Consider the following 23,078-nt stretch of genomic DNA (forward strand, 5'->3'; position numbering starts at 1 on the left):
CCCCTCTCGTGGTAACTCTATAATTTAGTGAACAGATGTGGCTGAGCGCTGAGCAAAGCGATTCGCAGGCTCAGCCAAACCGAGATGATCGCGCAGCGTAGTTCCCGTATATTCGGAGCGGAATAAGCCCCGCCGCTGCAATTCGGGAATGACCAGATCGACGAATTCATCCAGTCCGCCGGGCAAATAAGGCGGCATAATGTTGAAGCCGTCGCAGGCTTTATTCACGAACCATTCTTCCAATTGGTCCGCTATTTGGATTGGCGTTCCAGCGATGGTTCGATGTCCGCGAGCCCCGGTCACCCGGTGGATGAGCTGGCGAATCGTAAGCTGCTCTCTACGCGCCATGTCCAGCAGCAGCTGGTAGCGGCTTTTGCCGCCATTAATCTCGGTCGCATCCGGCAATTCAGGCAGCGGTCCGTCCAGCGGATAGCCGGAAAGATCGACTCTCAGGATGTTCTGCACCATCCCCAGCCCAACGGCAGGGAGGACAAGATTCTGAAATTCGGCTTCCTTCGCTTTCGCTTCTTCTTCTGTCGCGCCGATGAAGGGCAGGACGCCAGGCAATATTTTCAGTTCGTCCGGCGAACGTCCATAAGCGGGAAGCTGCCCTTTAAGGGAGGCATAGAAGCTTTGTGCTTCTTCCAGTGTCTGCCAAGCTGTGAACACGACCTCTGCCGTCCGGGCAGCAAAGGCTTGACCCGTCGTGGAAGAACCGGCTTGCACGACAACGGGACGTCCCTGCACTGAACGGTGAACGTTCAAGGGACCGCGCACGGAAAAATGTTCACCAACATGATTGATTTCATGAACTTTATCCGGATCAGCGAATTGGCCGGTTGCTTTATCGATAACGAGCGCGCCTTCTTCCCAGCTATCCCAGAGAGCGGTTACCACATCTACGAATTCCTTGGCCCGCTCGTAACGAAGGGAGTGATCCAAATGATGGTCGCGCCCGAAGTTCTTGGCGGTATTTTCCATGCTGGTTGTCACGGCATTCCAGCCTGCCCGCCCTCTGCTTAAATGATCGAGGGAAGCGAATTTACGCGCCACGTGAAAGGGCTCGCTGTAGGTTGTCGATACGGTTCCGACCAGTCCGATCTTCTTGGTGACCGAAGCCAGTGCAGATAGCAGGGTCAAAGGTTCCGCCCGGACCGGCAGCGTATACTGGACAGCTCGGTTCAGCGGCTCCGGCAACACGGGGATGTCTTCGATAAAAACGAGATCGAATTTCCCCCGTTCCGCTGTCTGGGCAAATCGCTTGTAGAAATCAAGCTTCAATAGCCCGCCTGTATCTGTCAAAGGATAACGCCAAGCCGCGATATGATGCCCAACGCCAAATATAAAAGCCCCCAGATGAAGCTGTCTTTGCCCATGATTAGTTCCCATTGATACATTCCCCCAATTCTCAATGCTTACGTATCACATATCAGTTATTACTTAGTATCCACTGCAGATTCAGCCTTCTGAAAACGGCTTTGCGGCTTAGACAACCCTAGATGATCGCGCAAAGTTGTTCCTTCATATTCGGTGCGGAACAGCCCTCTTCGCTGAAGCTCAGGAATGACGAGGTCCACGAACTCTTCCAAACCTCCCGGCAAATAAGGCGGCATGATATTAAAACCGTCGCAAGCGCCACCCTTGAACCATTCTTCCAGCTGATCGGCGATTTGGACCGGTGTGCCATAAATGGTGCGGTGCCCGCGAGCGCCCGTCACCCGGTACATCAATTGGCGGATCGTCAAGCCTTCCCGGCGCGCCATATCGGAGACGAGCTGGAAGCGGCTTTTGCCGCCATTCACCTGCTGCAGCTCCGGAAGATCAGGGAGCGGGCCATCCAGCGGATAGCCGGTCAAATCGACATTCAGCGATGCAGAGAGCATGGATAGTCCGACGGCAGGCAGCACTTGAGATTGGAGCAGCGCTTCTTTCTCACGCGCCTCTTCTTCGGTTGCTCCGATAACCGGGAAAATGCCCGGCATGATGAGGATGTCGTCCGGCGAACGGCCGTAAGTGACTGCCAACTCCTTGACGCTGCGGTAAAAGAGCTGCGCCTCTTCCAGCGTTTGCCAAGCGGTGAAGACGACCTCCGCCGTCTCGGCAGCAAGGTGTTTCCCTGTCTCCGATGCTCCCGCTTGAATCACAACGGGTCTGCCTTGCGGTGAGCGCGGCAAATTCAAAGGACCGCGTACAGCGAAAAACTCGCCGCGATGATTCAACTCATGCACTTTGTTGGGATCAGCGAAAATGCCATTTTCTTTGTCTGCCACAATAGCGTCATCTTCCCAGCTATCCCAGAGGGAGGTGACGACATCAACGAACTCACGTGCTCGTTCATATCTTTTATCATGGGCTAGGTGACGGTCTTGACTAAAATTATGAGCTTCTTCATCGCGGCCTGAGGTCACGACATTCCACGCTGCTCGCCCCCCGCTCAAGTGATCCAAGCAAGAGAACTCACGTGCCAAATTGTACGGTTCATGATACGAAGTAGATACAGTTGCCGCTAATCCGATATGTTCCGTAACACCTGCCAAATAGGAAAGCAGCGTGATGGGTTCAGGCCGAACGGTTACGGTATGCTTGATGTTCGTTTTAAATCGATCGACGACCGCAAGTGTGTCTGCGAGAAAAATCATATCGAATTTGCCGCGCTCCGCTGTCTGGGCAAAATGCTCGTAAAACGTATGCTGCAAAATGCCTTGGGCATCCGTATCCGGATAACGCCAAGACGCCACGTGGTGGCCCACTTGAAATAGAAATGCTCCTAAACGCAGTTGTCTCTGCTCTGGTGTGCTCATCTTTCATCCCTCCCGAATAATGTCCTTACATATAAGCCCCCGAGTATGCAAAAAGGCTCTCACAAGCTAGCCGCTGATGAGCGGTGCTTGGAGAGCCTTTGGTGGACCAATGGGCTGTATGGGTTATTGATTAGTTATGCTAGCATATTAATTCCGATAAAACAAGTGGGTTATATAAGAATTATAGGATTGACTTCCATTTTTTGTAGTGATATGATCCCCTTATATCCAAGTTAATCACTATGAATTAAATCATGTCGACCAGATATCTGGAGACTTCCCACCTTCCCCGTCATGGGGTTCCTATGGGAGTCTCTTTTTTTATATTCGAATAATGACTAAAGGGGGAATGCTTGATGAGCGTACTATCATTAGATATTGATTTACCGAGCAAATGGTTTCAGACGCCCCAAGGGCACCGGGTTGAAGCACTTCATAACATTCAATTACAAATTAAAGAAGGTGAATTTATAACCATCATAGGTCCAAGCGGCTGCGGTAAAAGCACACTGCTTAAGATCATCGCCGGGCTGGATACCGAACATAACGGCAAGGTGCTTCTCGAACAGAAACAAGTTGAAAAGCCCGGTATCGATAAAGGATTTATTTTTCAGGAGCATCGCTTATTTCCTTGGTTGACCGTCGAAAAGAACATCGCCGCCGATCTTAGCTTAAAAGACCCTGACGTCCGGGCTCGCGTAGATCGCCTGATTGAGTTAGTGAGGCTGAAAGGCTTCGAGAAATCGTACCCGAGGGAGTTATCGGGAGGGATGTCGCAGCGCGTTGCCATTGCAAGAGCTTTGCTCAGGAATCCGAAGGTGCTCTTGTTGGATGAGCCGTTTGGGGCCTTGGACGCCTTCACACGTTCGCACTTGCAAGAGGTTGCGCTCGACATTTGGGAGAAGAACCGGACAACAATGATCCTTGTCACGCATGATATCGATGAAGCCGTGTTTCTGGCTACCCGAGTCGTCGTGATGGATGCGCGTCCGGGCACGATCCGTAATATCATTTCTGTTGATTTACCTTATCCGCGAAAAAAGACAACCGTCTCGTTCCAAGAGCTGCGCAAGCTGGTGCTTAGTGAATTTGAACCTATTGACGAATTAGAGCTGATCGACAGCTCGGGTATTTAACGAAATGAGAATGAAAGTGAGGGAGCAGCGATGAGTCAAGCCGAAGTTATTGTTGCAAAAAATCAGCCCATATCCCGGCCGAAGGCAGCGGAACCACCCGTTTCGACGGAACAGCCGAACCTTTCAAAGCCGCAAAGGAAAGAAGCCAAATGGGAGCTTGTTGTGCGAGGGAGCATTTTGCCGCTGACCGTTCTGATTCTATGGCAGATTTTCGGGTCATTAGGCATCGTTTCCAAAACCCTGCTGCCCACTCCGTATGCGATAGGTCAGGCTTTTTATGACTTGCTCATTAGCGGTGAACTTTTCAGGCACGTGAGAATCAGTATTTGGCGTGCGGCTGTCGGCTTTCTGATTGGCGGCAGTTTAGGGCTGGCCTTTGGCCTGCTGGTGGGTTTGTTCCGCAAGTTCGAGCAGACGGTTGATCCTTCTGTGCAGATGCTGCGGACGATCCCGCATTTGGCCATCACGCCGCTCTTTATTCTCTGGTTTGGATTTGGTGAGTTCTCCAAGGTGCTGCTTATTGCGAAAGGGGCGTTTTTCCCGCTGTATGTGCAGACTTTCCTGGGGATTCGGAACGTAGATTCCAAGCTGTTCGATGTCGCTCGGGTGCTGGAATTCAGTAAGTTTAAACAAATTACGAAGTTGGTTTTGCCAGCGGCGCTGCCGAATATTTTGCTTGGCTTACGGCTGTCGATCGGCGTTGCGTGGTTAGGCTTGGTCGTAGCTGAGCTCATGGGCTCAAGCGAGGGAGTCGGCTATTTGATTCTGGATGCCAGACAGTTCTCGCAGACGGCGATTGTGTTTGTTGGGATTTTGATCTTTGCTTTCGTAGGCAAAGGTTCCGATTCCTTGGTACGGATTTTGGAAAAGAAACTATTGAAGTGGCGCGACAGCTTTAACGGGTAATCATTTAAAAATCGGGAAAAAAAGAGCCCCAGAGACACCTATCTCAGTCGAAAAGTACCATTTTCGTCAGATAAAAGTCACCGGAGGCTCTTTTTGGCGTCGGAACGGGCCCGTCTTGGATTTTAGCCGGCTGCCTAATTTCGACAGACAAAATCCAGCTTTTATTTTATGATAGAAGATGAAATGAAAACGCTTACTCGAATGAGCTCCTACAAATAGATGAGGTGAACAAGTTGTGATGAAGCTGACTTTCAACCTGAAGCTGGAGCATTCCCCCATTTTCAGAAGTTTTCTTGTTTCCTATGTGCTCATTCTGTTTATTCCGATGGTGACGGGGTTCATCTCCTATTATGTTTCTTCGGACATTATTAAATCCAGTTCGCTTGAAGCAAGCGCCATGATGTTGAACCAAAGTAAAGACGTCTTGGATCGCAGAATGGAAGAGGTTGAAAACATTACAAGACAACTGTCGTTGGACCAGGAACTGAACTATGTGCTGAATCAGCAAGTAGATGTCGATCACTACGACGTTTATGCACTATGGAAGTCATGGCGTAATACGGCGGCTTACAGCTTGACGAACACTTTTCTGGAGGATTTCTACATTTATCTGAACAATTATCATGCTATTTTTACGCCATCCGGTGTGTATGTACGCCCTGATGATTACTTCGACCTGTACCATTACGAGGATGTGGATCCGGCCCAGTGGAAGCAGGGGCTGCTCGGCAATATTCACCGTAGGGAAACGCTGCCTTCAAAGCCTTTTATCGGCAATGGAAAGAAAAGCAACGTCATCACCTATTTGCAGTCGATTCCTTTCGATAGCTTTCAGCATTCGCTCGGTACGGCCGTGATTTTAATTGATGAAAATGAAATCGCCAAAATGCTGGAACGCATTCCGCAGCAGTATGGGGGCTGGGCTTATATCAGCGATAAGGATGGTCATCCGATTGCCAGAGTCGGCATTGATGATGCCCAAATTCAAGCGATGAATATCCCGCAGATGATCGGTCAACAACCCGGGAACATCGTCGAAGGCGAAACGCTGCTTATCTCCTCGAAATCGACCTATAACGGCTGGGTGTATGTTGTCGGCTTGCCCAAAAGCGTCGTTTTGAAGCAGTCGGTGTTCATTGCCAAGGTAACTTGGACGATCACGATTTCAACGTTATTGTTAGGGATTATTGCGGCCTTATTATTTGCTTACAGGAACAGTGCGCCCATCAATCGGATTGTTTCGGTTTTCCGGGAGCAAATTGGCCAGGGCGGGTACAAAGGGAAAAATGCGTTCGATTTTCTGCAAGGAAATATTTCCGACTTATTAGCAAGTCAGCGTTCTTTGGAAGAGGAGCTGAAGCGCCAGCTGCCTTTGTTAGAAGATGCTTTTGTAAAGCGGCTATTGAAAGGGGAATTTGATTCTCTGCAGGAAGTCCAGACATTAATGCACTCCCTGCCAAGCATGAATTTGAAAAATGAAACCGGCCATGTCGCCATTATTCGAATTAACGGTTATAGCGGTTTGGTCAGTCAGGAAATTATTCACGAGCTGAATGCAGCAAGGCTTTTGATCAAAAAATGTCTCGTTGATTTGAGCCGTGTTTTTCAACTCAATGTAACGGATATCGACTCGGATAAAATCGCCATGCTGATGACGCTGAAGGAAGTGGACGCCGAATTGGAAGGGGAGGACATGACGGCTAATTTGTCTGGATTGTTTGAACAACTGAGAGAATATGTGAAAGAGGAGTACCGGATTCAAATGACGGTGGCCATTGGCGGCAGCTTCCAGTCCCTTTCCGACAGCAGCCGTTCCTTTGAGGAAGCGAGGGGTGCACTTGATTATTCGGTCTTTATGGAAGAGGCGGAAATGATCTGGTACCGGGATGTGATCAAGGAATCAACGAGCTATTACTACCCGATTGATATGGAACTGCGGATGCTGAATGCGGTCAAGATCGGCGAGCTGCAAGAGGTCCATCGCATTTTTGAACAGCTCCTGGCACAGAACTTCACAGAACGGCAGCTATCGGCGGAGATGGTTCAGCAATTATTCGGCGAGTTGAAAGGGACGTTCTTTAAGCTGCTGCAGCACAGTCCCTTCACGGATCAAGCTGTGTCGCAAGGGCTGAAAACGCGGATTGAGCATTTGCAGCTCTCCGCTAGCCTCGATCGATTCCGCAATGACATTCTTGAGCTGCTCGAAGCGTTCTGCAGTAGAGTGCTTAAGAAAAAAGAGGATAGCACGGGGGAAATGATCAACAAAATTGTGGATTTCCTCGATCAGCATTACTCAGATTCCGATTTGAATCTGTATAAGATTTCGGTTGACGTCGAGCTGCCGGAGAAGTACATTTCCCAGTTATTTAAGGATCACACCGGTGAAAATTTATCGGACTATTTAGAGAAGATTCGGATTAAGAAAGCGACGGATCTTCTGTTTAACAGCCAACATACGATTGATGAAATTTCGCAATATGTCGGCTATAATAGCGCGCATGCGTTCCGGCGAGCTTTCAAGCGCGTATCAGGCGTTTCCCCCAGCTTTTACCGAAAAACGGTCAATTAAGGCAGTTTTTGCATAGGCGTACCCTTGTGATAGAAGTGTACCTATACAGGAGGTCCGTTTTGTGATTTAGTGGGGGAGTTCATGATTTCATTCGTAAAAAGGAGCTGTTAACTTTGAAATTACGTTATCAAAGATACGCCAAAGCATGGACGGAAGCGCTTCCTATCGGGAACGGCCGACTCGGAGCCATGGTTTTCGGCGAACCGGAAGTCGAGCATTTGCAGCTGAATGAAGATACGCTTTGGTCAGGCCGTGGGCCTGTTGACGGAAACAATCCGAGTGCGAAGCACGTTCTGGCGGAAGTTCGCGAACTCCTTGCAGAAGGTCGCTACGAGGAAGCCGACAAGAAGAGCAAGGGGATGATGGGGCCATACAACCAATCCTATATGCCGCTTGGCGATCTTTATTTGAAATTTCTCCACGGGGGCGTGGTTCGCGCCTATGAGCGCAATTTGGATTTGACGAATGCCATCACCAAGGTGGAGTATCGCATTGGGGAAATCGTGTATAAACGCGAAATGTTCGCTTCATATCCGGATGGAGTCATTGTAATTCGTCTTGAAGCAAGCGCTCCAGGCGCTTTGAATTTCACAGCTCGTTTGGATAGTCCTCATCCGTATCGAACGACCCTAACGGCCGAGCATCTCTTCTTGCAAGGCATCTGCCCGGAGCACGTTGATCCTAATTATTACAACCGCGATGAACCCGTCCTATATGGAGATCCTGAGACAACGGAGGCCATGCGCTTTGAAGGGCGACTTGGCGTTCGTCTGGAAGATGGCGCTGCTACCCTTGATCATGATGGCTTACATATTAGAAAAGCCAGTGCTGTAACGCTAATCTTCAGCGCGGAAACCAGCTTTCAAGGATACGATAAACCTCCTGCGAGGGCGATCGGCGATATTTCCGCCACGAATGAGGTACGCCTGGAGCAGGCGCTGAGCAAATCCTATGAGCAATTGCGGCAAGCTCACATTCAGGATTACACGACGTTATTCAATCGTGTAGAGCTGAACCTGGGCGCTTCTGAGGCGCCTGAAGGGATGCCAACGGACCGGCGAATTAAGCAGTATGGGGCGAAGGATGCCGGACTCGTCGAGCTGCTGTTTCAATATGGCAGGTATTTGCTGATTGCAAGCTCACGCGCCGGATCGCAGCCAGCCAATCTCCAGGGCATATGGAACAAAGAATTGAGACCGCCATGGAGCAGTAATTTGACGTTGAACATTAATGCGGAGATGAATTATTGGCTTGCAGAAACATGCCATTTATCCGAATGCCATGAACCGCTGCTCGGCTACATACAGAACTTGTCCACCAATGGGCGGAAAACGGCTGAAACGAATTATGGTTGCCGTGGCTGGGTTGCGCATCATAACGGAGACATCTGGTGCCAGTCAGCGCCTATCGGGGATTATGGACAAGGTGATCCGGTATGGGCGCTGTGGCCGATGTCGGGGGCGTGGCTCAGTCAGCATCTTTGGGAGCATTACGCGTTCACCAAGGATGAGACCTATTTGCGTGAGCACGCTTATCCGATCATGAGAGAAGCAGCGCTTTTCTGTCTGGATTGGCTTCATACGGACGAAAACGGCCATTTGATCACTTCGCCTTCCACCTCGCCGGAGCACAAGTTTGTGACGGCAGATGGGCAGAAGGCTGGTGTGAGCCAGGCAACGACGATGGATATGTCGTTAATTTGGGATTTGTTTACGAATAGCATCGAGGCTGTCGACGTGCTGAAGCGGGCGGAGGATGAGTCCCTTAGAGACGAGATAGCGGCAGCCTTAGAGAAGTTAAAGCCGATGCAGATCGGCAAGCACGGCCAGCTGCAGGAATGGTCGGTGGATTGGGAGGATGAAGATGTCAACCATCGTCATGTGTCGCACTTGTTCGGTATTTACCCTGGACGTCAATTGACGGAGCAGGGAACGCCGGAGCTGTATCAGGCAGCGCGAAATTCCTTGGAGCGGCGCGGGGATGGCGGCACAGGGTGGAGCTTGGCTTGGAAAATCTGCTTATGGGCGCGTTTCCAGGACGGAAACCGCACGCTGCAGCTGATTTCCAATCTGCTTCAGCTGGTGGAGGAAGATGCTACGAACTATCATCGTGGTGGCGTCTATGCCAACTTGTTCGATGCGCATCCGCCTTTCCAAATTGACGGCAACTTCGGATTTACCGCCGGTGTGGCGGAAATGCTCGTTCAATCGCATGCCGGCGAGATTGCCTTGCTGCCTGCTTTGCCGGACGCATGGCCGAATGGCTATGTGAAGGGCCTTCGAGCAAGAGGAGCGATAGGCGTTGGTCTCTCATGGGAGGGCGGCGCTCTGAAGGAAGCAGAGATCGAAGCGCAAGTAGATGGAAGCTGCCGCATTCGCACCAAAGAGACTGTGCTCACGGTTGAATCGGATGGCAAGCCAGTACCTTTTGAACGTGTGACAGAGGGAGTCATCCGTTTCGATACGGAGACAGGTCGAACGTACAAGCTACGCAGTGTATAAAGGCCAATAACCAAACGGCGGGATCCATCAGGAACCGCCGTTTGGTGTCTCTTCTGAGAATTGTACCTGATAAATGCAAGTGTACCTTTTCGATTTTTGGCGGATGTACGCATCATTTTGAGATGTACCTTTACGCTGATGGGGAAAATGTGGTCTTGTATAGATAGAAAGCGCTACCAAACAGGAGGGATTGATCTGGATACCGTATCTGTCAGAGAAACACGCGCTCCGAGTGTGATCAAGAAGAAGTCCAGGCTGTGGATGGAGGCGAGCAAGAGCTTTCGGAAGCACTGGCAGTTCTACTTACTCATTATTCCGGCTGTTCTGTACTTCCTCATCTTTAAGTACATTCCGATGGTGAACGCCGTCATCGCCTTCAAGGATTACAGCGTTGTCAAAGGGATTTGGCACAGCCCCTGGGCCGGGCTCAAGCATTTCCATCTCTTCTTCAATAACCCGCAATTTTGGGTGTTGATCAAAAACACGCTGTTCCTTAGTTTATATCAGATCGCAATCGGATTTCCCGTTCCGATCTTACTCGCTTTGGCGCTAAACGAAATCAGGAACGGCTTTTTCAAAAGAGCCGTGCAGCTCGTCACCTACGCGCCTTACTTCATTTCAACCGTTGTCATGGTTTCCATGATTATGCTGCTTCTCTCCCCGAGATTAGGCGTAATCAATATCATTTTGCAAAGCTTTGGCATAGAATCGATTAACTTTCTTGGCATCCCAAGCATGTTCCGTAGTGTCTATGTATGGACGGACGTTTGGCAAGGCGCAGGGTACTCAGCCGTGATTTATTTGGCCGCACTGGCCGGGGTGGATCCGTCGCTGTACGAAGCGGCTAAAGTAGATGGAGCTTCTCGATTTCAGAAAATCATCCATATTGATATACCTGGCATTATGCCCACGGCTGTCATCATTTTGATATTAAGCGTAGGGAACATCATGTCTGTCGGATTTGAAAAAATCTATTTGCTGCAAAATCCGCTGAATCTCGAAACCGCTGAAATTATCGCTACTTATGTCTATAAAATCGGGCTGTTGAATGCGAATTTCAGCTTCGCAACGGCAGTTGGTTTGTTCAATTCGGTCGTTAATTTGATTCTGCTTTTGCTGGTGAATGCGATAGCCAAAAGAATTTCTAGTACAAGTCTCTGGTAAAAGAAAGGAGAGGACCCGCCAAATGATCAAGATGGGGCGTCGCATTCGTGAATCGACGGGAGACCGGCTGTTCCTAGCGGGCGTGTATCTATTGCTGGGGATTGCACTGATCGTCGTTCTATATCCGCTAGTCTTTATTGTCAGCTCTTCCTTAAGCAGTCCGCTCGCCGTTTCATCCGGACGTGTATGGTTATGGCCGGTGGACCTGACATTCGTGGGATACAAGGTTGTATTAAGCAATCCCCAGGTGCTTCAGGGTTATGGAAACTCGTTATTCTATGCCTTCTTCGGCACGTTAATCAGCGTTACGTTAACGATTGTTTTGGCTTATCCGCTATCGCGAAGGACCTTTTTTGGGCGCAGCGCGCTGATGATGTTCATTACCTTTACGATGCTATTCTCCGGCGGTCTGATTCCAACGTATTTGGTCGTCAAACAGCTGGGTCTGCTCGATACCAGGTGGGCGCTGCTTATCCCGCAAGCCATATGGGTATGGCAAATCATTATTGCCAGGACGTTTTTCCAGTCTTCCATTCCGGAGGAATTGGCGGAAGCAAGTGAAATGGATGGCTGCAGCGATTTCCGTTTTCTGTGGAGCGTTGTGCTGCCGTTGTCCAAACCGATCATCGCTGTGCTGATTTTGATGTATGCCATCGGGCAGTGGAACGCTTACTTTGATGCTTTAATTTATTTGAAAACACAAAGTTTATACCCGTTGCAGTTAATCCTTCGCGGTATTCTAATTCTCAATTCGGCGGCGTCAGGCAATATTGATGCGGCAGAGCAGCTGAGAAGGCAACAGTTTGCCGATTTGACCAAATACTCGCTCATTGTCATAGCAAGCTTACCTGTTTTGGTCATCTATCCTTTTGTACAGCGCTACTTCGTCAAAGGAATGCTGATTGGTTCTGTGAAAGGATAAGAGACACCTAGGAAAGGTGGTGGTGCGGCTCGGGATTACAGGTGAAGGAGTTTGAAAGCTTGGATAAAACACATGCAGGGGTTACCATTTGACAACGAAAGGGAGAGGGCGCATTTGAAAAAAACAGTTTCAACCTTATGGATAATGCTGCTTACAATCAGCTTAGTTCTCACAGCTTGTACATCCCCAACTGCTTCTGATACGAGTACACCAGGCGCAACGGGCGCGGCAAAACCAGCGGAGGGCACGGGCGCTCCGGTTCCAATTAAGATCTTTGCGCAACAAGACGCGAATGTCGATCTGGCGACAAACAGCTTTTCCAAATTGGCGGAGCAGAAATTCAATATTAAATTTTCATGGCAGACAGTTCCATTCGATGGTGCGGCTGAGAAAAGACAAATCTCTCTGGCCAGCGGCGATTACCCGGATCTGTACATGCTGATTCCGTGGGTCGATAAATTTTCACAGACCGATATTCTTCGTTACTCGCAGCAGGGCGTGATTCTTCCGCTGGACGATCTCATTAAACAATATGCGCCAAATGTACAAAAGGCTTTGGATAAATACCCTTACTTCAAGGCGATGAACACAGCTCCCGATGGCAAAATATACGGGTTAACGCAACTGGTCGAATGTTATCACTGTTCGTATCCGAATAAAATGTGGATCAATTCGTCCTGGCTGAAAAAGCTGAATCTGACGATGCCCAAAACACTGGATGAATATAAGCAAGTTTTGGAAGCTTTCAAAACAAAGGACCCGAATGGCAACGGCAAAGCCGACGAAGTGCCGCTAAGCGGATCTATTGAGGATTACGGGGTTCACATCATCCCTTACTTCATGAACGGTTTCATCTATGACGACGATCGCACCTACCTCTTGCTGAACAATGGCAAAGTGGATGTAGCAGCGAACAAAGATGAATGGAAGCAAGGTTTGCAGTTCGTGAAGTCTATGTATGACGCCGGCTTAATTGATAAAGGAGCATTTACGCAAAATGCAACCGCCTACAAGAAGATTGGCGACAATGCGGATGCGCAAATTCTAGGCGCCGGTGCCGCTATGCACCCGTACATTTTTGTTACGGGCGGATCGGATAATTCCAAAACGTATGATCCTGTACCACCGCTGACAGGTCCGAATGGGGCTTTTGCGACTTATAATTACCCGAGCGATCCGGGCGCGACTTTCGTACTTACGAATAAAGCAAGCAAGGAAGCGCAAATCGCCGCTATTAAATTAGTCGACTACATGTTTACGCAGGAAGGCCAGATCCGCGGTCACTTCGGCGAAGAAGGGAAAGACTGGCGGAAACCGAAGGATGGGGATTCTCCTGTAGAGAAATCAGCGACTCCGCTTCTGGCTACGATTCCAACGCCGACAGGGGAAGCTCCGCACAATTCGTCTTGGGGCGCGATGGCGCAATATTTCCAACCGAAAGAGTTCCGGGACAGCTGGGTAGCCGCTACGGATATCTATGACACAACGGGCTATGAGCGCAGATTGCAAGAAGCTACGCATCTGTATGATGGCAAGCAGCCAAAAGATGTATTCCCGCACTGGGCGATCTGGATTGATCCGTCAACAGCCGACGAGGCTGCTATGCTGAAAACGAATATTAAAAACTACATTGATCAAAACTCACTGCAGTTCGTCACCGGCGCCAAAGATTTGAACAAGGATTGGGATGCCTATGTAGCCGGTTTGAATAAATTGAACCTCAAACGTTACACAGAAATCATGCAGCAATCCTACGACAAGTCATTCAAAAAATAACGCAGGGGTCCTGTACGGCCCGGAGGGGCGTACAGGACTTTTACGCTGCCAAACGATAGGTAAGGGAGAGGATCTTCATGAACAGGAATGAGCAAGCGAAGCGACACCCCATTAGCTATGAGAAGCCGGCGCCGGATTTTTTTGAAGGCGCATTGATGGGAAACGGCGGCCTTGGCGCCGTGGTTACAACCCGTCCGGATGCGGTTGTCATCCATTTTGGACATAACAATGTGTGGGACATTCGAGTTGCTGAGAATAATCAAGAGAAGATCGGCACATTTCAAGACGTATTCGAGCAATTGAAGCAGATACCGCAAGATCTGGACACGTTCCGAGAGAACGAATGGTATCGCGAATACTGTGACATGACGGCGGAGAATTACAGCAAGCCGTATCCTCGCCCTATGCCGTGCGGCTCTCTTCTCCTCGGCTATGACCGGCGCAAGGCGGAAGTGCTGGGCCACAAAATACATATTCACAATGGTCTCTGTGAAGTATATTTCAAGCTGGAAGCAGGGGAGGAGGCTACCCTGCAATTGTTTATTGAACCTGAGGCGGATCGGATGTGGATGCAGCTTGTATCACCGGAAGGCGCCGTCGGAGGACTATTCGATCGGGTCAAGCTCATCCCCGATCCTGAGACGCCGAAGGAGCTGCCGCTTGCGCAGCTGGCTGTTGAGGATGAGCGGAGTCAGCTCAGCTTCAGGCAGAGGCTCCCTTGGGCGCCAGAAGGGAATGAGCGCGATGTCAAGGACAAAGCATTCCGCTTGGATGTTCGCGTTGCCGAGGATATCGAGGCTATGGAAACCAAAGGCGGCGTACAAGCCAAGCTGCTCCAAACGGCGCCGTTCCTTGCTTATGTGGAATTGACAGAAGGCTTGGATGCTGCCGTTGCGGCAGAGCTTCAGGAGCTGGAGGTGCCTGCGGAGCAAGGGGTTGCCGCCGCTTTCGCTGCTTGCGAGAACAATTGGACATCGTACTGGAATTGTTCGGGTGTGAGCCTCGGTGATGAATTTCTAGAGCAGATCTGGTATTGGAATTTATATTTCTATCACTGCTCTGTCAAACCCGAAGCGACCTGTCCGGGGTTGTTCGCGAATTGGAGCTACCGTTCCATAGGCTCGGAGTGGCATGGCGACTACCACATGAACTACAATACGCAGCAGCCGTTCTGGCTTGCTTTTTCCAGCAACCATGTCGACAAACATCTGGCTTACGTCAATATGGTCGATCATATTCTTCCTGTAAGCCGGAAATGGGCGAGTGAATACTACGGTATGCGAGGAGCCTATTATCCGCATTCCGCCTACCCTGTCGAAATGAACATCATGCCTTATCCAGTGCCGCATTGGGGCTGGGAGGTCTGTGAAACACCGTGGACGGTACAGAGTCTGTGGTGGCATTACCTTTACACAATGGACCGGGACTTCCTGGAGAAACGTGCGTTTGTACCTATCAAGGAGGCCGTGTTGTTTTTGACGGATTATATGCGCAGGCCGGATACGCACGGGGAGGCGTGGGGGGATGACCGTTATCACATTTTCCCTACTGTCGTTCCTGAATTGTACGAGTTGACGCCAGGTTTTAAGAAAAATTACGACTGTCTTGTGGATTTGACGTTGACCAAATTTGTGTTTCACGCTTTTAAGGAGGCTTGTGAAACACTTGGATTTGAGCAGCAAGAAGATGAGCTTCTGGGCAGCGTGCAAGAAATTTTAAGCAAATTTCCTGAATATGCAACAGCCGAATCACAGCGTGGTACCGTATTCGTATCCGTGCCAGGGGAGGATGCCGAGGTAGTCTATAATACGCCGAACGGCATTATGACGATTTTTCCGGGAGAGGAGCATGGTCTTCACTCAACGGGTGAAGCGTACCAAACCGCGCTCAATTCCTATCTGAATCATCGGAACGAGGGCGGCAACGAGCTTGTTTTCTACCATCTTGCCGGAGCGCGAATGGGCCATCTGGACCTGGAAAAATTCAAACGGCAAATAATCTACTGCCTGCTGCCTAATGGCACATGCACAGACCGTGTTTTGCTGTCCGGGGGCAGGTACAGCGACACGCTAAGCTTTGATTTTATGCGTAGAGTCGGCATTTGGTTCGAAAACTTCGCGCTGCCGGTCGTCATTAATGAGTGTCTGCTCCAAAGCTATAACGGCATTCTTCGCCTGTTCCCGAACTGGCCTAGCGAGCAGGATGCTGAATTTGCCACGCTGAGGGCGGTCGGAGCTTTTCTGGTGAGCGCATCGTTTGCGGGCGGCGATGTGCAGTGGGTGGAGATTGAAAGCGAAGCCGGTGCTGAGCTGCGGTTCTACAATCCATGGGAGCACGGGGCTGTATGCAAGCAAGCTAGTGGAGATGTAACCGTCTATGATGACATCGTTCACTTATCGACAAGCCCGGGCGAGAGAATCCGGTTGGTGAAAGCGAATGCTCAAGTAGCGGCGAGTTGAACGAATTATGGCCTGATCTCTAAGCCGAGGGGCTGGGGATCAGGTTTTCTTTTGAATGAAGCCGGCGCGTTTATTGGGAATGAGCGTGGGTGTGGCGGATACCACCACCATACTCCATTCATGAGGCCGAGCGCCCCCACGACGCTTCCCTTGAACGCTTAGCCATCCCACCCCCGCTCCAGCGCAACCACATGTCTCCACTTGGCAGCGAGTAACAACTAGTTACCTTCAAGTAACTAACTTACCAAAATGATATTATGTAAGAAACTTTTCACTACTTATAATCCTTAATCAACTATTGATATAATAGTAAAGCCTGTAATTGAAAATATTAGGAGGTTAGCATGTAATGAAATATCGTAAATTAGGGCTTTCAGGATTAAAGGTAAGTGAAATTAGTTTAGGCAGTTGGTTGACATATGGTGGTTACGTTGAGCGTGAGAATGCAGTCAACTCCATTCATAAAGCTTATGAATTGGGGATTAATTTTTTTGATACAGCGAATGTGTATGAGCGTGGAGAAGCCGAGAAGGTCGTAGGCGAGGTTTTAAAAAATTACCCGCGTCATTCCTATGTGCTTGCTACCAAAGTATTCGGCAGCATGGGCGATGGCCCTAATGATAGAGGGCTCTCTCGCAAACATATTTTTGAACAGCTGCATGCGAGTTTGCAGCGCCTTGGCACGGATTATGTGGATGTGTATTACTGCCACCGCTATGATAAGGAAACGCCGATTGAGGAAACGCTGCGCGCACTGGATGATCTTGTTACACAAGGCAAAGTGCTGTATGTCGGCGTAAGTGAATGGACAGCGACCCAAATGGCGCAAGCTTTAGCGGTAGCTGATAAGTACTTGCTGGATAGAATTATCGTCAATCAGCCTATCTATAATCTTTTTAATCGGTATATCGAAAAAGAAGTGATTCCTTTAGGCGAACAGCAGGGGATTGGTCAGGTGGTCTTCTCGCCATTGGCACAGGGCTTGCTGACGGGCAAATACAAGTCTGTTTCTGATATTCCTCAAGATAGCCGAGCAGCGAAGCTGGATAATTTCCGCAAAGGTCTAACGGAGGAAAATATCGCGAAAGTTCAGCAGCTTGAAACGGTTGCGGCGGATCTGAACATTTCGATCGGGAACTTGGCGCTTGCTTGGATCTTGCGTCAGCCCAATGTTTCCAGCGCCTTAGTAGGTGCGAGCCGTCCTGCACAGGTTGAGGACAATGCGAAAGCTTCGGATATTACATTATCCTCTGACGTTCTAGAGCGCGTAGAAGCGATCATGACGAAGTAATAAGACGAAATCTCTTCAAAGGAGACAAGCGATGATGGAAAAGCGTCTTTATGGCAAAACAGGCATGCAGGTTAGCGTTCTAGGTTTTGGTGGCGCTGAAATCGGTTTTTCTTCGGCTTCACCGGAAGATGTGGATAAGCTTCTAGGCAGTGCGCTGGATGCCGGTTTAAATGTGATTGATACGGCTGAATGCTATAACGTCAGCGAAGAGTTAATCGGCAAAACGGTATCGCACCGCCGAGATGACTACTATTTATTCACCAAATGCGGCCATGCCTCCGGGTTTGATCTCCCTGATTGGGATCCGAAGCTGCTGGAACTGAGCATCGATCGCAGCTTAAAACGTCTGAATACAGACTACATCGACGTGATTCATTTGCACAGCTGCTCGGAAGAATTGCTTCGGCGAGGAGAAGTTATTGAGGTTTTACAGCGTGCGAAGGAGCAAGGGAAAACGCGTTTCATCGGCTACAGCGGTGATCATATAGCGGCTCAGTATGCGGTTCAATCCGGCTTATTCGACTCGTTGGAGACATCGATCAATATTGCCGATCAGGAAGCTATCGAGCTTACGATTCCGGTTGCAATTGAGAGAGGCATGGGTGTGGTTGTGAAGCGCCCGATTGCGAATGCAGCGTGGAAAACGGGCCGGAAGCCGGAAAGCGCCTATCATCATGCTTATTGGGACCGTTTGCAGCAGTTGAAATACGATTTCCTGGAAACGGAACTTCAGGAATCTATTGAAGTTGCTCTGCGCTTCACGCTGACTGTGCCAGGCGTCCATACAGCCATTGTCGGCACGGCGAATCCAGCTCGTTGGTTGGAAAACGCGAAGCTGCTGGAACGAGGCAATTTACCTGAAGAAGCATATGCTACGATTCGCAAAAGATGGCAAAAAATCGCCGAAGCCGATTGGATCGGCAAAGGTTAATAGGTTTGCCCGCGAAGAGGAGGCTGTCCCGAAGAACTTGGGACAGCCTTTTCAGCACGGTCTTCCTCCCATTCAACCCTCACAAGCTACTACCCGCTGCCCCCCTCAGCAGACTCCACGCCAGCCGGCGCTTCGTACCTCGCTAAAGCCTTTTGCGCGGACTCCAGCATCCTCTTTTGCAAATACTCGCCTCGCACGACGCGCACCCGCTTGCCAAGGAAACGAAGCTTGCTTAACACATATTCAGCTTCATTGTTGAGATAGGTGAGCTGGATGGTGTATGTACCCTCTTTTTCGTCGTAGTCGACCTGTTTCTCGAAGCAAGAGAATGCATAAAGAATCCGGGACAATTCTCGATTGTATATTTTGACGACGGCGATGGTTGCCTGAATATGACGTTTGTGCAGCAGCTTTTCGATTTGAATTTGCACTTGAGCAGCCCGCTCGGTGGAGAAAGGCAGATCATGAACAGCTTCAATGTTGTCGAGCTTTGTGCTCATGATGGCCCGATGCCTGAGATGATACCAGAGCAAATACCAGTCTTTTTTAACCTGAGAATATTCGAGCTTGTATGGAAAAGCCATTTCATTAACAAAAATGCGCTCATCCTTCACTCGGTAAGTCAGCCTGATGGCACCTTGCCGTGTAATCACTCGGCGGAGCGTGCGCATCTGCGGATGAAACACCTGCTTCTCTTTGCTGCGCGCCTTCTCCATGAAGGCCTCGGACAAATCCAGGGTAGGTTCCGCATCAAGTACCCTCTGAAGTTTCTCCATAGCAGCTGGTGTGAAAGCATGCAAAGCAGCAGGGTGATTCAGCATGGTTTTTAACCATGAGCGCTCAACGGAAGTCACCATGAACGTCCCTGCATTTTCCAATTTCGTAACCATATCATAGTTAAATATTTTCTCGAACAGGTTCATAATAGCCCGACAGCTCCTTCCACTCCGCAATCATCTCCTGCCGGAATTCGCTTGGTTCCAGCACCTCACAGCTCGATCCAAAACTTCGTATCCAAGGTTTTATTTCCGTAGTCCCATTGACGGTAATCTCGTAAACGAACGAATCTTCCAGCTCCTCCGTGATTTCTCCCCATTGGCCTTGAAGAAGTACGCGCTCTTTAATGAAATTCGGACCCGTTCGGCCTGGATTGAAGAAGCGCACTTTGACCATCACGGCATTCCCAGTGTCTATGACCCAGCTTAGCTTGATTCGCTTTTCTAAATCCAACTTTTGCTCGTTGAAAAAAGAAGGATCAACCGGCTCGTCATGCTCAATCTGCGTCATCCCTTCGACCCGGAATTTACGGATGCCATGCCGCGAATCATGGGCCAGCAAATACCACCGTCCGTACTGGTGATCATACACGATTTGCAGTGGCAGAGCCTTCTGTAGCTTCCCTTCCATTTCCCGTTCGAATAAGGGATTCGTATTTTTTGAAGAATAAGATTGGCCGGCTTTGGGTGAAAAATAAAGGAATTGAACCTTACGGCGCTGGGTGATCGCAGACAGCAAGCCGGACAGATGGGCTTCGTCCAAAATCCGGGAGTAATACTGATATTTATACAGAAATGGCTCTACAGCCGTTAGTTCGGCCGAGTTCCGATTCATATGCTTTTTAAGCCCGTCACGCAGTAAATAACCTTGTACCGAAGGCACCTGTGTATTGGCCATAACATCTATAAAATCATAAAGATCAATCAACTCATCTTGAGAAAGCTCATCGATGAACGCATTATGTATACGGTACCGATAGGGGCGTGACCCGGAAGTTTTCATGATGACGCCGACTTCTTCCAGATATTTCAGATCGTTACGAATGGTTTTCTCATCGGGAAGAGCCATCTCGCTGGGGATGCCTTTACTGCAAGCGTCTAGCAGCTCAATTGCGGTTAAAGGCTGCTCATTCAGAGCGGCCAGCAGTGCAGCGATTCGATGGCTTTCCGATTCTTTCAGCGATTTGGCCCGAAATAAGAACAGCAGCATGGGCTCTGTTGAATCGAAATAGCTGTAGCGCAGCATATCGGCAAATTCTTTCTGTTGTGCGTCCGGTGCTTGCTGGTACATCGTGGCGATGATTTCTTTTAACCGGCGCAGCGTTTTATCAAAGGTATGTACCGAAATTCCTAGCCTCTCCGCAAATTGCTGTCGGCTGTAGGCCCCGCTTGTCAGCACGAACATCCGCAGAAACTGGACTTCTTTATCAAAGCTTTCCCTAGCCACACAATCCCCTCACTCTTCCTCTATCCTGATCTTATTGTAGCAGGGGTGCGTTTTGGAGAAAATGGAAAACTTTTCAGATGTCGTCATACTTTCGCCATGTTCGCCTCATCCTAAATAAGCGAAGATAGGTGTAGAAGACAAATGGAGGAGAAACGTTATGGAAATGAAAATGAAAAACCACGGCAACAATCATTACGAAATGGAGCTGGACCATGGCCGCCTTCACGTTTTTGCTAACGACGAGGTGTTCCAATCTTTTGAACAACGTGTTTATGAAATGGCGGACAACAATCTGCGGATTCCCCGCAATTTGCATATGAGCTACACGCCGGATGCCCACGTGGGGATCGGGACTTGCATCGGAACAACGGCTGTTTGGAGTCTAAAAGACGGCTTCGTGTCCCCTTCGATTGTGGGTGTGGATATCGGCTGCGGTATGCGCGTTCATACGACGACGCTGCACAAAAAAGACATTCAGGATAAAGGCGTGCGCAGGGAATTAATCAAAGCGATTGAAAAATATGTGCCGACCAATGAGCGCACGAACACGAATTACGCTGACATTGACGTTATGGAAGTTGTGAAACATGGGTTGAAAGAACTTCCAGAATCATATATCCCGAGCGAGCGGTGGTTGACGCATGTCGAGGAAGCTACGTTCCAGTTCGACCATAAGTATCTTGAAAAATTGCCTGCAAAAATCGGCAAATACGCGCATGGCCAGCTGGGGACGCTGGGCGGAGGGAATCATTTTATCGAGATTCAATATTTGGAAATAGCTGAAAAGCATCAGCAGTTGGCAGCACAATGGGGGCTGTTCGACGGTCAGGTGGTCGTCATGATCCACTCCGGTTCACGCGCTTGGGGGGCTAAATTAGGCCAAGAATTTACCAAAGTTTTCAGAGAAGCGATGCACAGTTGGGGGATTGAAAACCCAGACCGCAATCTCATGTACGCTCCGGTTTCAAGCGTTGAAGGACAGACTTACTTGAATCTGATGTATTCAGCCTTAAATTTTGCGGTAAGTAACCGGCATATGATTGCCTTCGGTGTACGTGAAGCGTTCCGGGAAGTTTTTGGCGAAAAGGAAGAGCTGCCTGTGCTCTACGATCTTATGCATAACTATGCGCTAAAAGAATTTCACCGCAATCAGCCGATGCTTGTTCACCGTAAAGGGGCGACAAGGGCGCTGCCTGCCGGACATTTTCTCAATACAGCTGCTTACAAAGCTACCGGCCATCCAGCCTTGATTCCGGGTTCGATGGGAACCTCGTCTTTTATCATGGTGGGGAGAGAGGAAGGGCTCATGAACTTTTACTCCATCTGTCATGGAGCCGGTAGAGCAAGATCACGGAAAGCAACGAAAGAGCTGGTCACGGTCGATGAATTTGCGCAATCGCTCAAAGTAGGTACGGAGGAAGAGATCCTGGTGAACCATCGTTCTCTGCAAACAATCCTGGATGAGTGCCCGCAAGCCTATAAGGATGTGGATCAAATTATTGACAGCGTAGTGGGCGCTTCCCTTGCGGATGTGGTGGCGGTTTGTAAGCCTATGGTGGCGATTAAAGGGGTTTAGACAATTTAGTATAATGATTTTTTCCGCCGCAGGGTAATTGACGTGATGCAGGTTTCGCTCGTATGATGTTTGTAAATGAATGGAAAGGAGGCCGACGATATGATTCGCAATCAATTTTCTATCCGTAATTTGACAATTGAATTAAACAGATTACCTTCGGTCTCAGCCGGGTTTGTGACGAATACGTAAGTCCTCTATGGAGTGGCTTCGTTAAAATTTGACATGAAAAGCCGTAGACCTTGTTGGTCTATGGCTTTTTTGTATGCTTATTTTGATGAAGGCTTTGAATTTGTTTCGCAAATCGAACCCGCCTTTGCTAGAGTGGCTACAATCGCCGATACCCTATTTGGAGCAATTCAGCGTAACAGAGAAAATTCGCCAGCTCTCTCCGCTGACTTTTTCTCCGCGATCCACTATGTATCACTACCTGCACATGGCTAAAGGGAACTTACGGGCATATTTGCAAGGCGATCTCGTTAAAATCAAAAAATATTTCTATGTGCTGCGGCCTATACTTGCATGCGGATGGATTGAGAAATACGGCTCGATGCCGCCGATGGAATTCGAAGAGCTGGTGGAGCAGATGCTTCCAGACTCGATATTGAAAAAAGAAATATACACCTTGTTAGCTCGGAAAAAGGCTGGCGTCGAACTCGACTTAGAGCCGAAAATCTCGGTGATCAACGACTTTTTAGAGCGGCAAATCGCTTATTTTGAAGAAACCGCCAAACACATTTCAGTCTCTGGAGAACAGCAGGATCAAGCTTTAGATGATTTGTTCCGGGATGCGCTGAAGGAGGTTTGGGGTTCATAGAGAGGATAC

The 23,078-nt window shown here is 49.3% G+C and carries 15 protein-coding genes and 1 pseudogene; 12 read left to right on the plus strand and 4 right to left on the minus strand.

Annotated elements, in window-relative coordinates; genetic code table 11:
• Positions 1 to 24: 24 nt before the first annotated feature.
• The gene (locus AC3WTJ_RS20245; protein ID WP_492523382.1) at positions 25 to 1,389 is read right to left on the minus strand and encodes an LLM class flavin-dependent oxidoreductase; all 1,365 of its coding nucleotides are present in this window, start codon (positions 1,387 to 1,389) and stop codon (positions 25 to 27) included.
• A gap of 47 nt (positions 1,390 to 1,436) precedes the next feature.
• The gene (locus AC3WTJ_RS20250) at positions 1,437 to 2,801 is read right to left on the minus strand and encodes an LLM class flavin-dependent oxidoreductase (RefSeq protein ID WP_492523383.1); all 1,365 of its coding nucleotides are present in this window, start codon (positions 2,799 to 2,801) and stop codon (positions 1,437 to 1,439) included.
• A gap of 356 nt (positions 2,802 to 3,157) precedes the next feature.
• Between AC3WTJ_RS20250 and AC3WTJ_RS20255 the strand changes: the two genes are divergently transcribed.
• The 10 genes from AC3WTJ_RS20255 (at position 3,158) to AC3WTJ_RS20300 (ending at position 18,456) form a co-directional block, all read left to right on the plus strand.
• Positions 3,158 to 3,937: an ABC transporter ATP-binding protein gene (locus AC3WTJ_RS20255; protein ID WP_157323111.1), complete on the plus strand. Its 780-nt coding sequence runs from the start codon at positions 3,158 to 3,160 to the stop codon at positions 3,935 to 3,937.
• Between the two features lie 69 nt (positions 3,938 to 4,006).
• Positions 4,007 to 4,843, plus strand: coding sequence for an ABC transporter permease (locus tag AC3WTJ_RS20260; RefSeq protein WP_492523664.1), 837 nt, complete (start codon positions 4,007 to 4,009; stop codon positions 4,841 to 4,843).
• Between the two features lie 238 nt (positions 4,844 to 5,081).
• Complete coding sequence (locus tag AC3WTJ_RS20265; RefSeq protein ID WP_492523665.1) at positions 5,082 to 7,412, plus strand: helix-turn-helix domain-containing protein; 2,331 nt, start codon at positions 5,082 to 5,084, stop codon at positions 7,410 to 7,412.
• Between the two features lie 113 nt (positions 7,413 to 7,525).
• The gene (locus AC3WTJ_RS20270; RefSeq protein ID WP_492523384.1) at positions 7,526 to 9,913 is read left to right on the plus strand and encodes a glycoside hydrolase family 95 protein; all 2,388 of its coding nucleotides are present in this window, start codon (positions 7,526 to 7,528) and stop codon (positions 9,911 to 9,913) included.
• Between the two features lie 309 nt (positions 9,914 to 10,222).
• Complete coding sequence (locus AC3WTJ_RS20275; RefSeq protein WP_492523666.1) at positions 10,223 to 11,077, plus strand: ABC transporter permease; 855 nt, start codon at positions 10,223 to 10,225, stop codon at positions 11,075 to 11,077.
• A gap of 22 nt (positions 11,078 to 11,099) precedes the next feature.
• Positions 11,100 to 11,999 (plus strand): carbohydrate ABC transporter permease, encoded by a 900-nt coding sequence (locus AC3WTJ_RS20280; protein ID WP_492523385.1) that lies wholly within the window; start codon positions 11,100 to 11,102, stop codon positions 11,997 to 11,999.
• Between the two features lie 114 nt (positions 12,000 to 12,113).
• Positions 12,114 to 13,775: a type 2 periplasmic-binding domain-containing protein gene (locus tag AC3WTJ_RS20285; RefSeq protein ID WP_492523386.1), complete on the plus strand. Its 1,662-nt coding sequence runs from the start codon at positions 12,114 to 12,116 to the stop codon at positions 13,773 to 13,775.
• Positions 13,776 to 13,852: 77 nt separating this feature from the next.
• Positions 13,853 to 16,234, plus strand: a complete 2,382-nt coding sequence (locus tag AC3WTJ_RS20290; RefSeq protein WP_492523387.1) for a glycosyl hydrolase family 95 catalytic domain-containing protein — start codon at positions 13,853 to 13,855, stop codon at positions 16,232 to 16,234.
• A gap of 349 nt (positions 16,235 to 16,583) precedes the next feature.
• Positions 16,584 to 17,525: an aldo/keto reductase family protein gene (locus AC3WTJ_RS20295; protein WP_492523388.1), complete on the plus strand. Its 942-nt coding sequence runs from the start codon at positions 16,584 to 16,586 to the stop codon at positions 17,523 to 17,525.
• A 34-nt stretch (positions 17,526 to 17,559) separates the two neighbouring features.
• The gene (locus AC3WTJ_RS20300; protein WP_492523667.1) at positions 17,560 to 18,456 is read left to right on the plus strand and encodes an aldo/keto reductase; all 897 of its coding nucleotides are present in this window, start codon (positions 17,560 to 17,562) and stop codon (positions 18,454 to 18,456) included.
• 89 nt (positions 18,457 to 18,545) lie between these two features.
• Here AC3WTJ_RS20300 and AC3WTJ_RS20305 read toward each other — a convergent pair whose 3' ends face one another.
• Positions 18,546 to 19,379, minus strand: a complete 834-nt coding sequence (locus AC3WTJ_RS20305; RefSeq protein ID WP_492523389.1) for a WYL domain-containing protein — start codon at positions 19,377 to 19,379, stop codon at positions 18,546 to 18,548.
• Complete coding sequence (locus tag AC3WTJ_RS20310; protein ID WP_492523390.1) at positions 19,354 to 20,679, minus strand: helix-turn-helix transcriptional regulator; 1,326 nt, start codon at positions 20,677 to 20,679, stop codon at positions 19,354 to 19,356. Before AC3WTJ_RS20310 ends, AC3WTJ_RS20305 begins: the two co-directional genes overlap by 26 nt.
• A 163-nt stretch (positions 20,680 to 20,842) precedes the next feature.
• Between AC3WTJ_RS20310 and AC3WTJ_RS20315 the strand changes: the two genes are divergently transcribed.
• Positions 20,843 to 22,255, plus strand: coding sequence for an RtcB family protein (locus AC3WTJ_RS20315; protein WP_492523668.1), 1,413 nt, complete (start codon positions 20,843 to 20,845; stop codon positions 22,253 to 22,255).
• 271 nt (positions 22,256 to 22,526) lie between these two features.
• Positions 22,527 to 23,069: pseudogene (locus tag AC3WTJ_RS20320) on the plus strand (nucleotidyltransferase domain-containing protein); the annotation flags it as partial.
• Positions 23,070 to 23,078 lie beyond the last annotated feature (9 nt).

It is taken from the genome of Paenibacillus sp. FW101-FHT12H11, assembly GCF_058790355.1.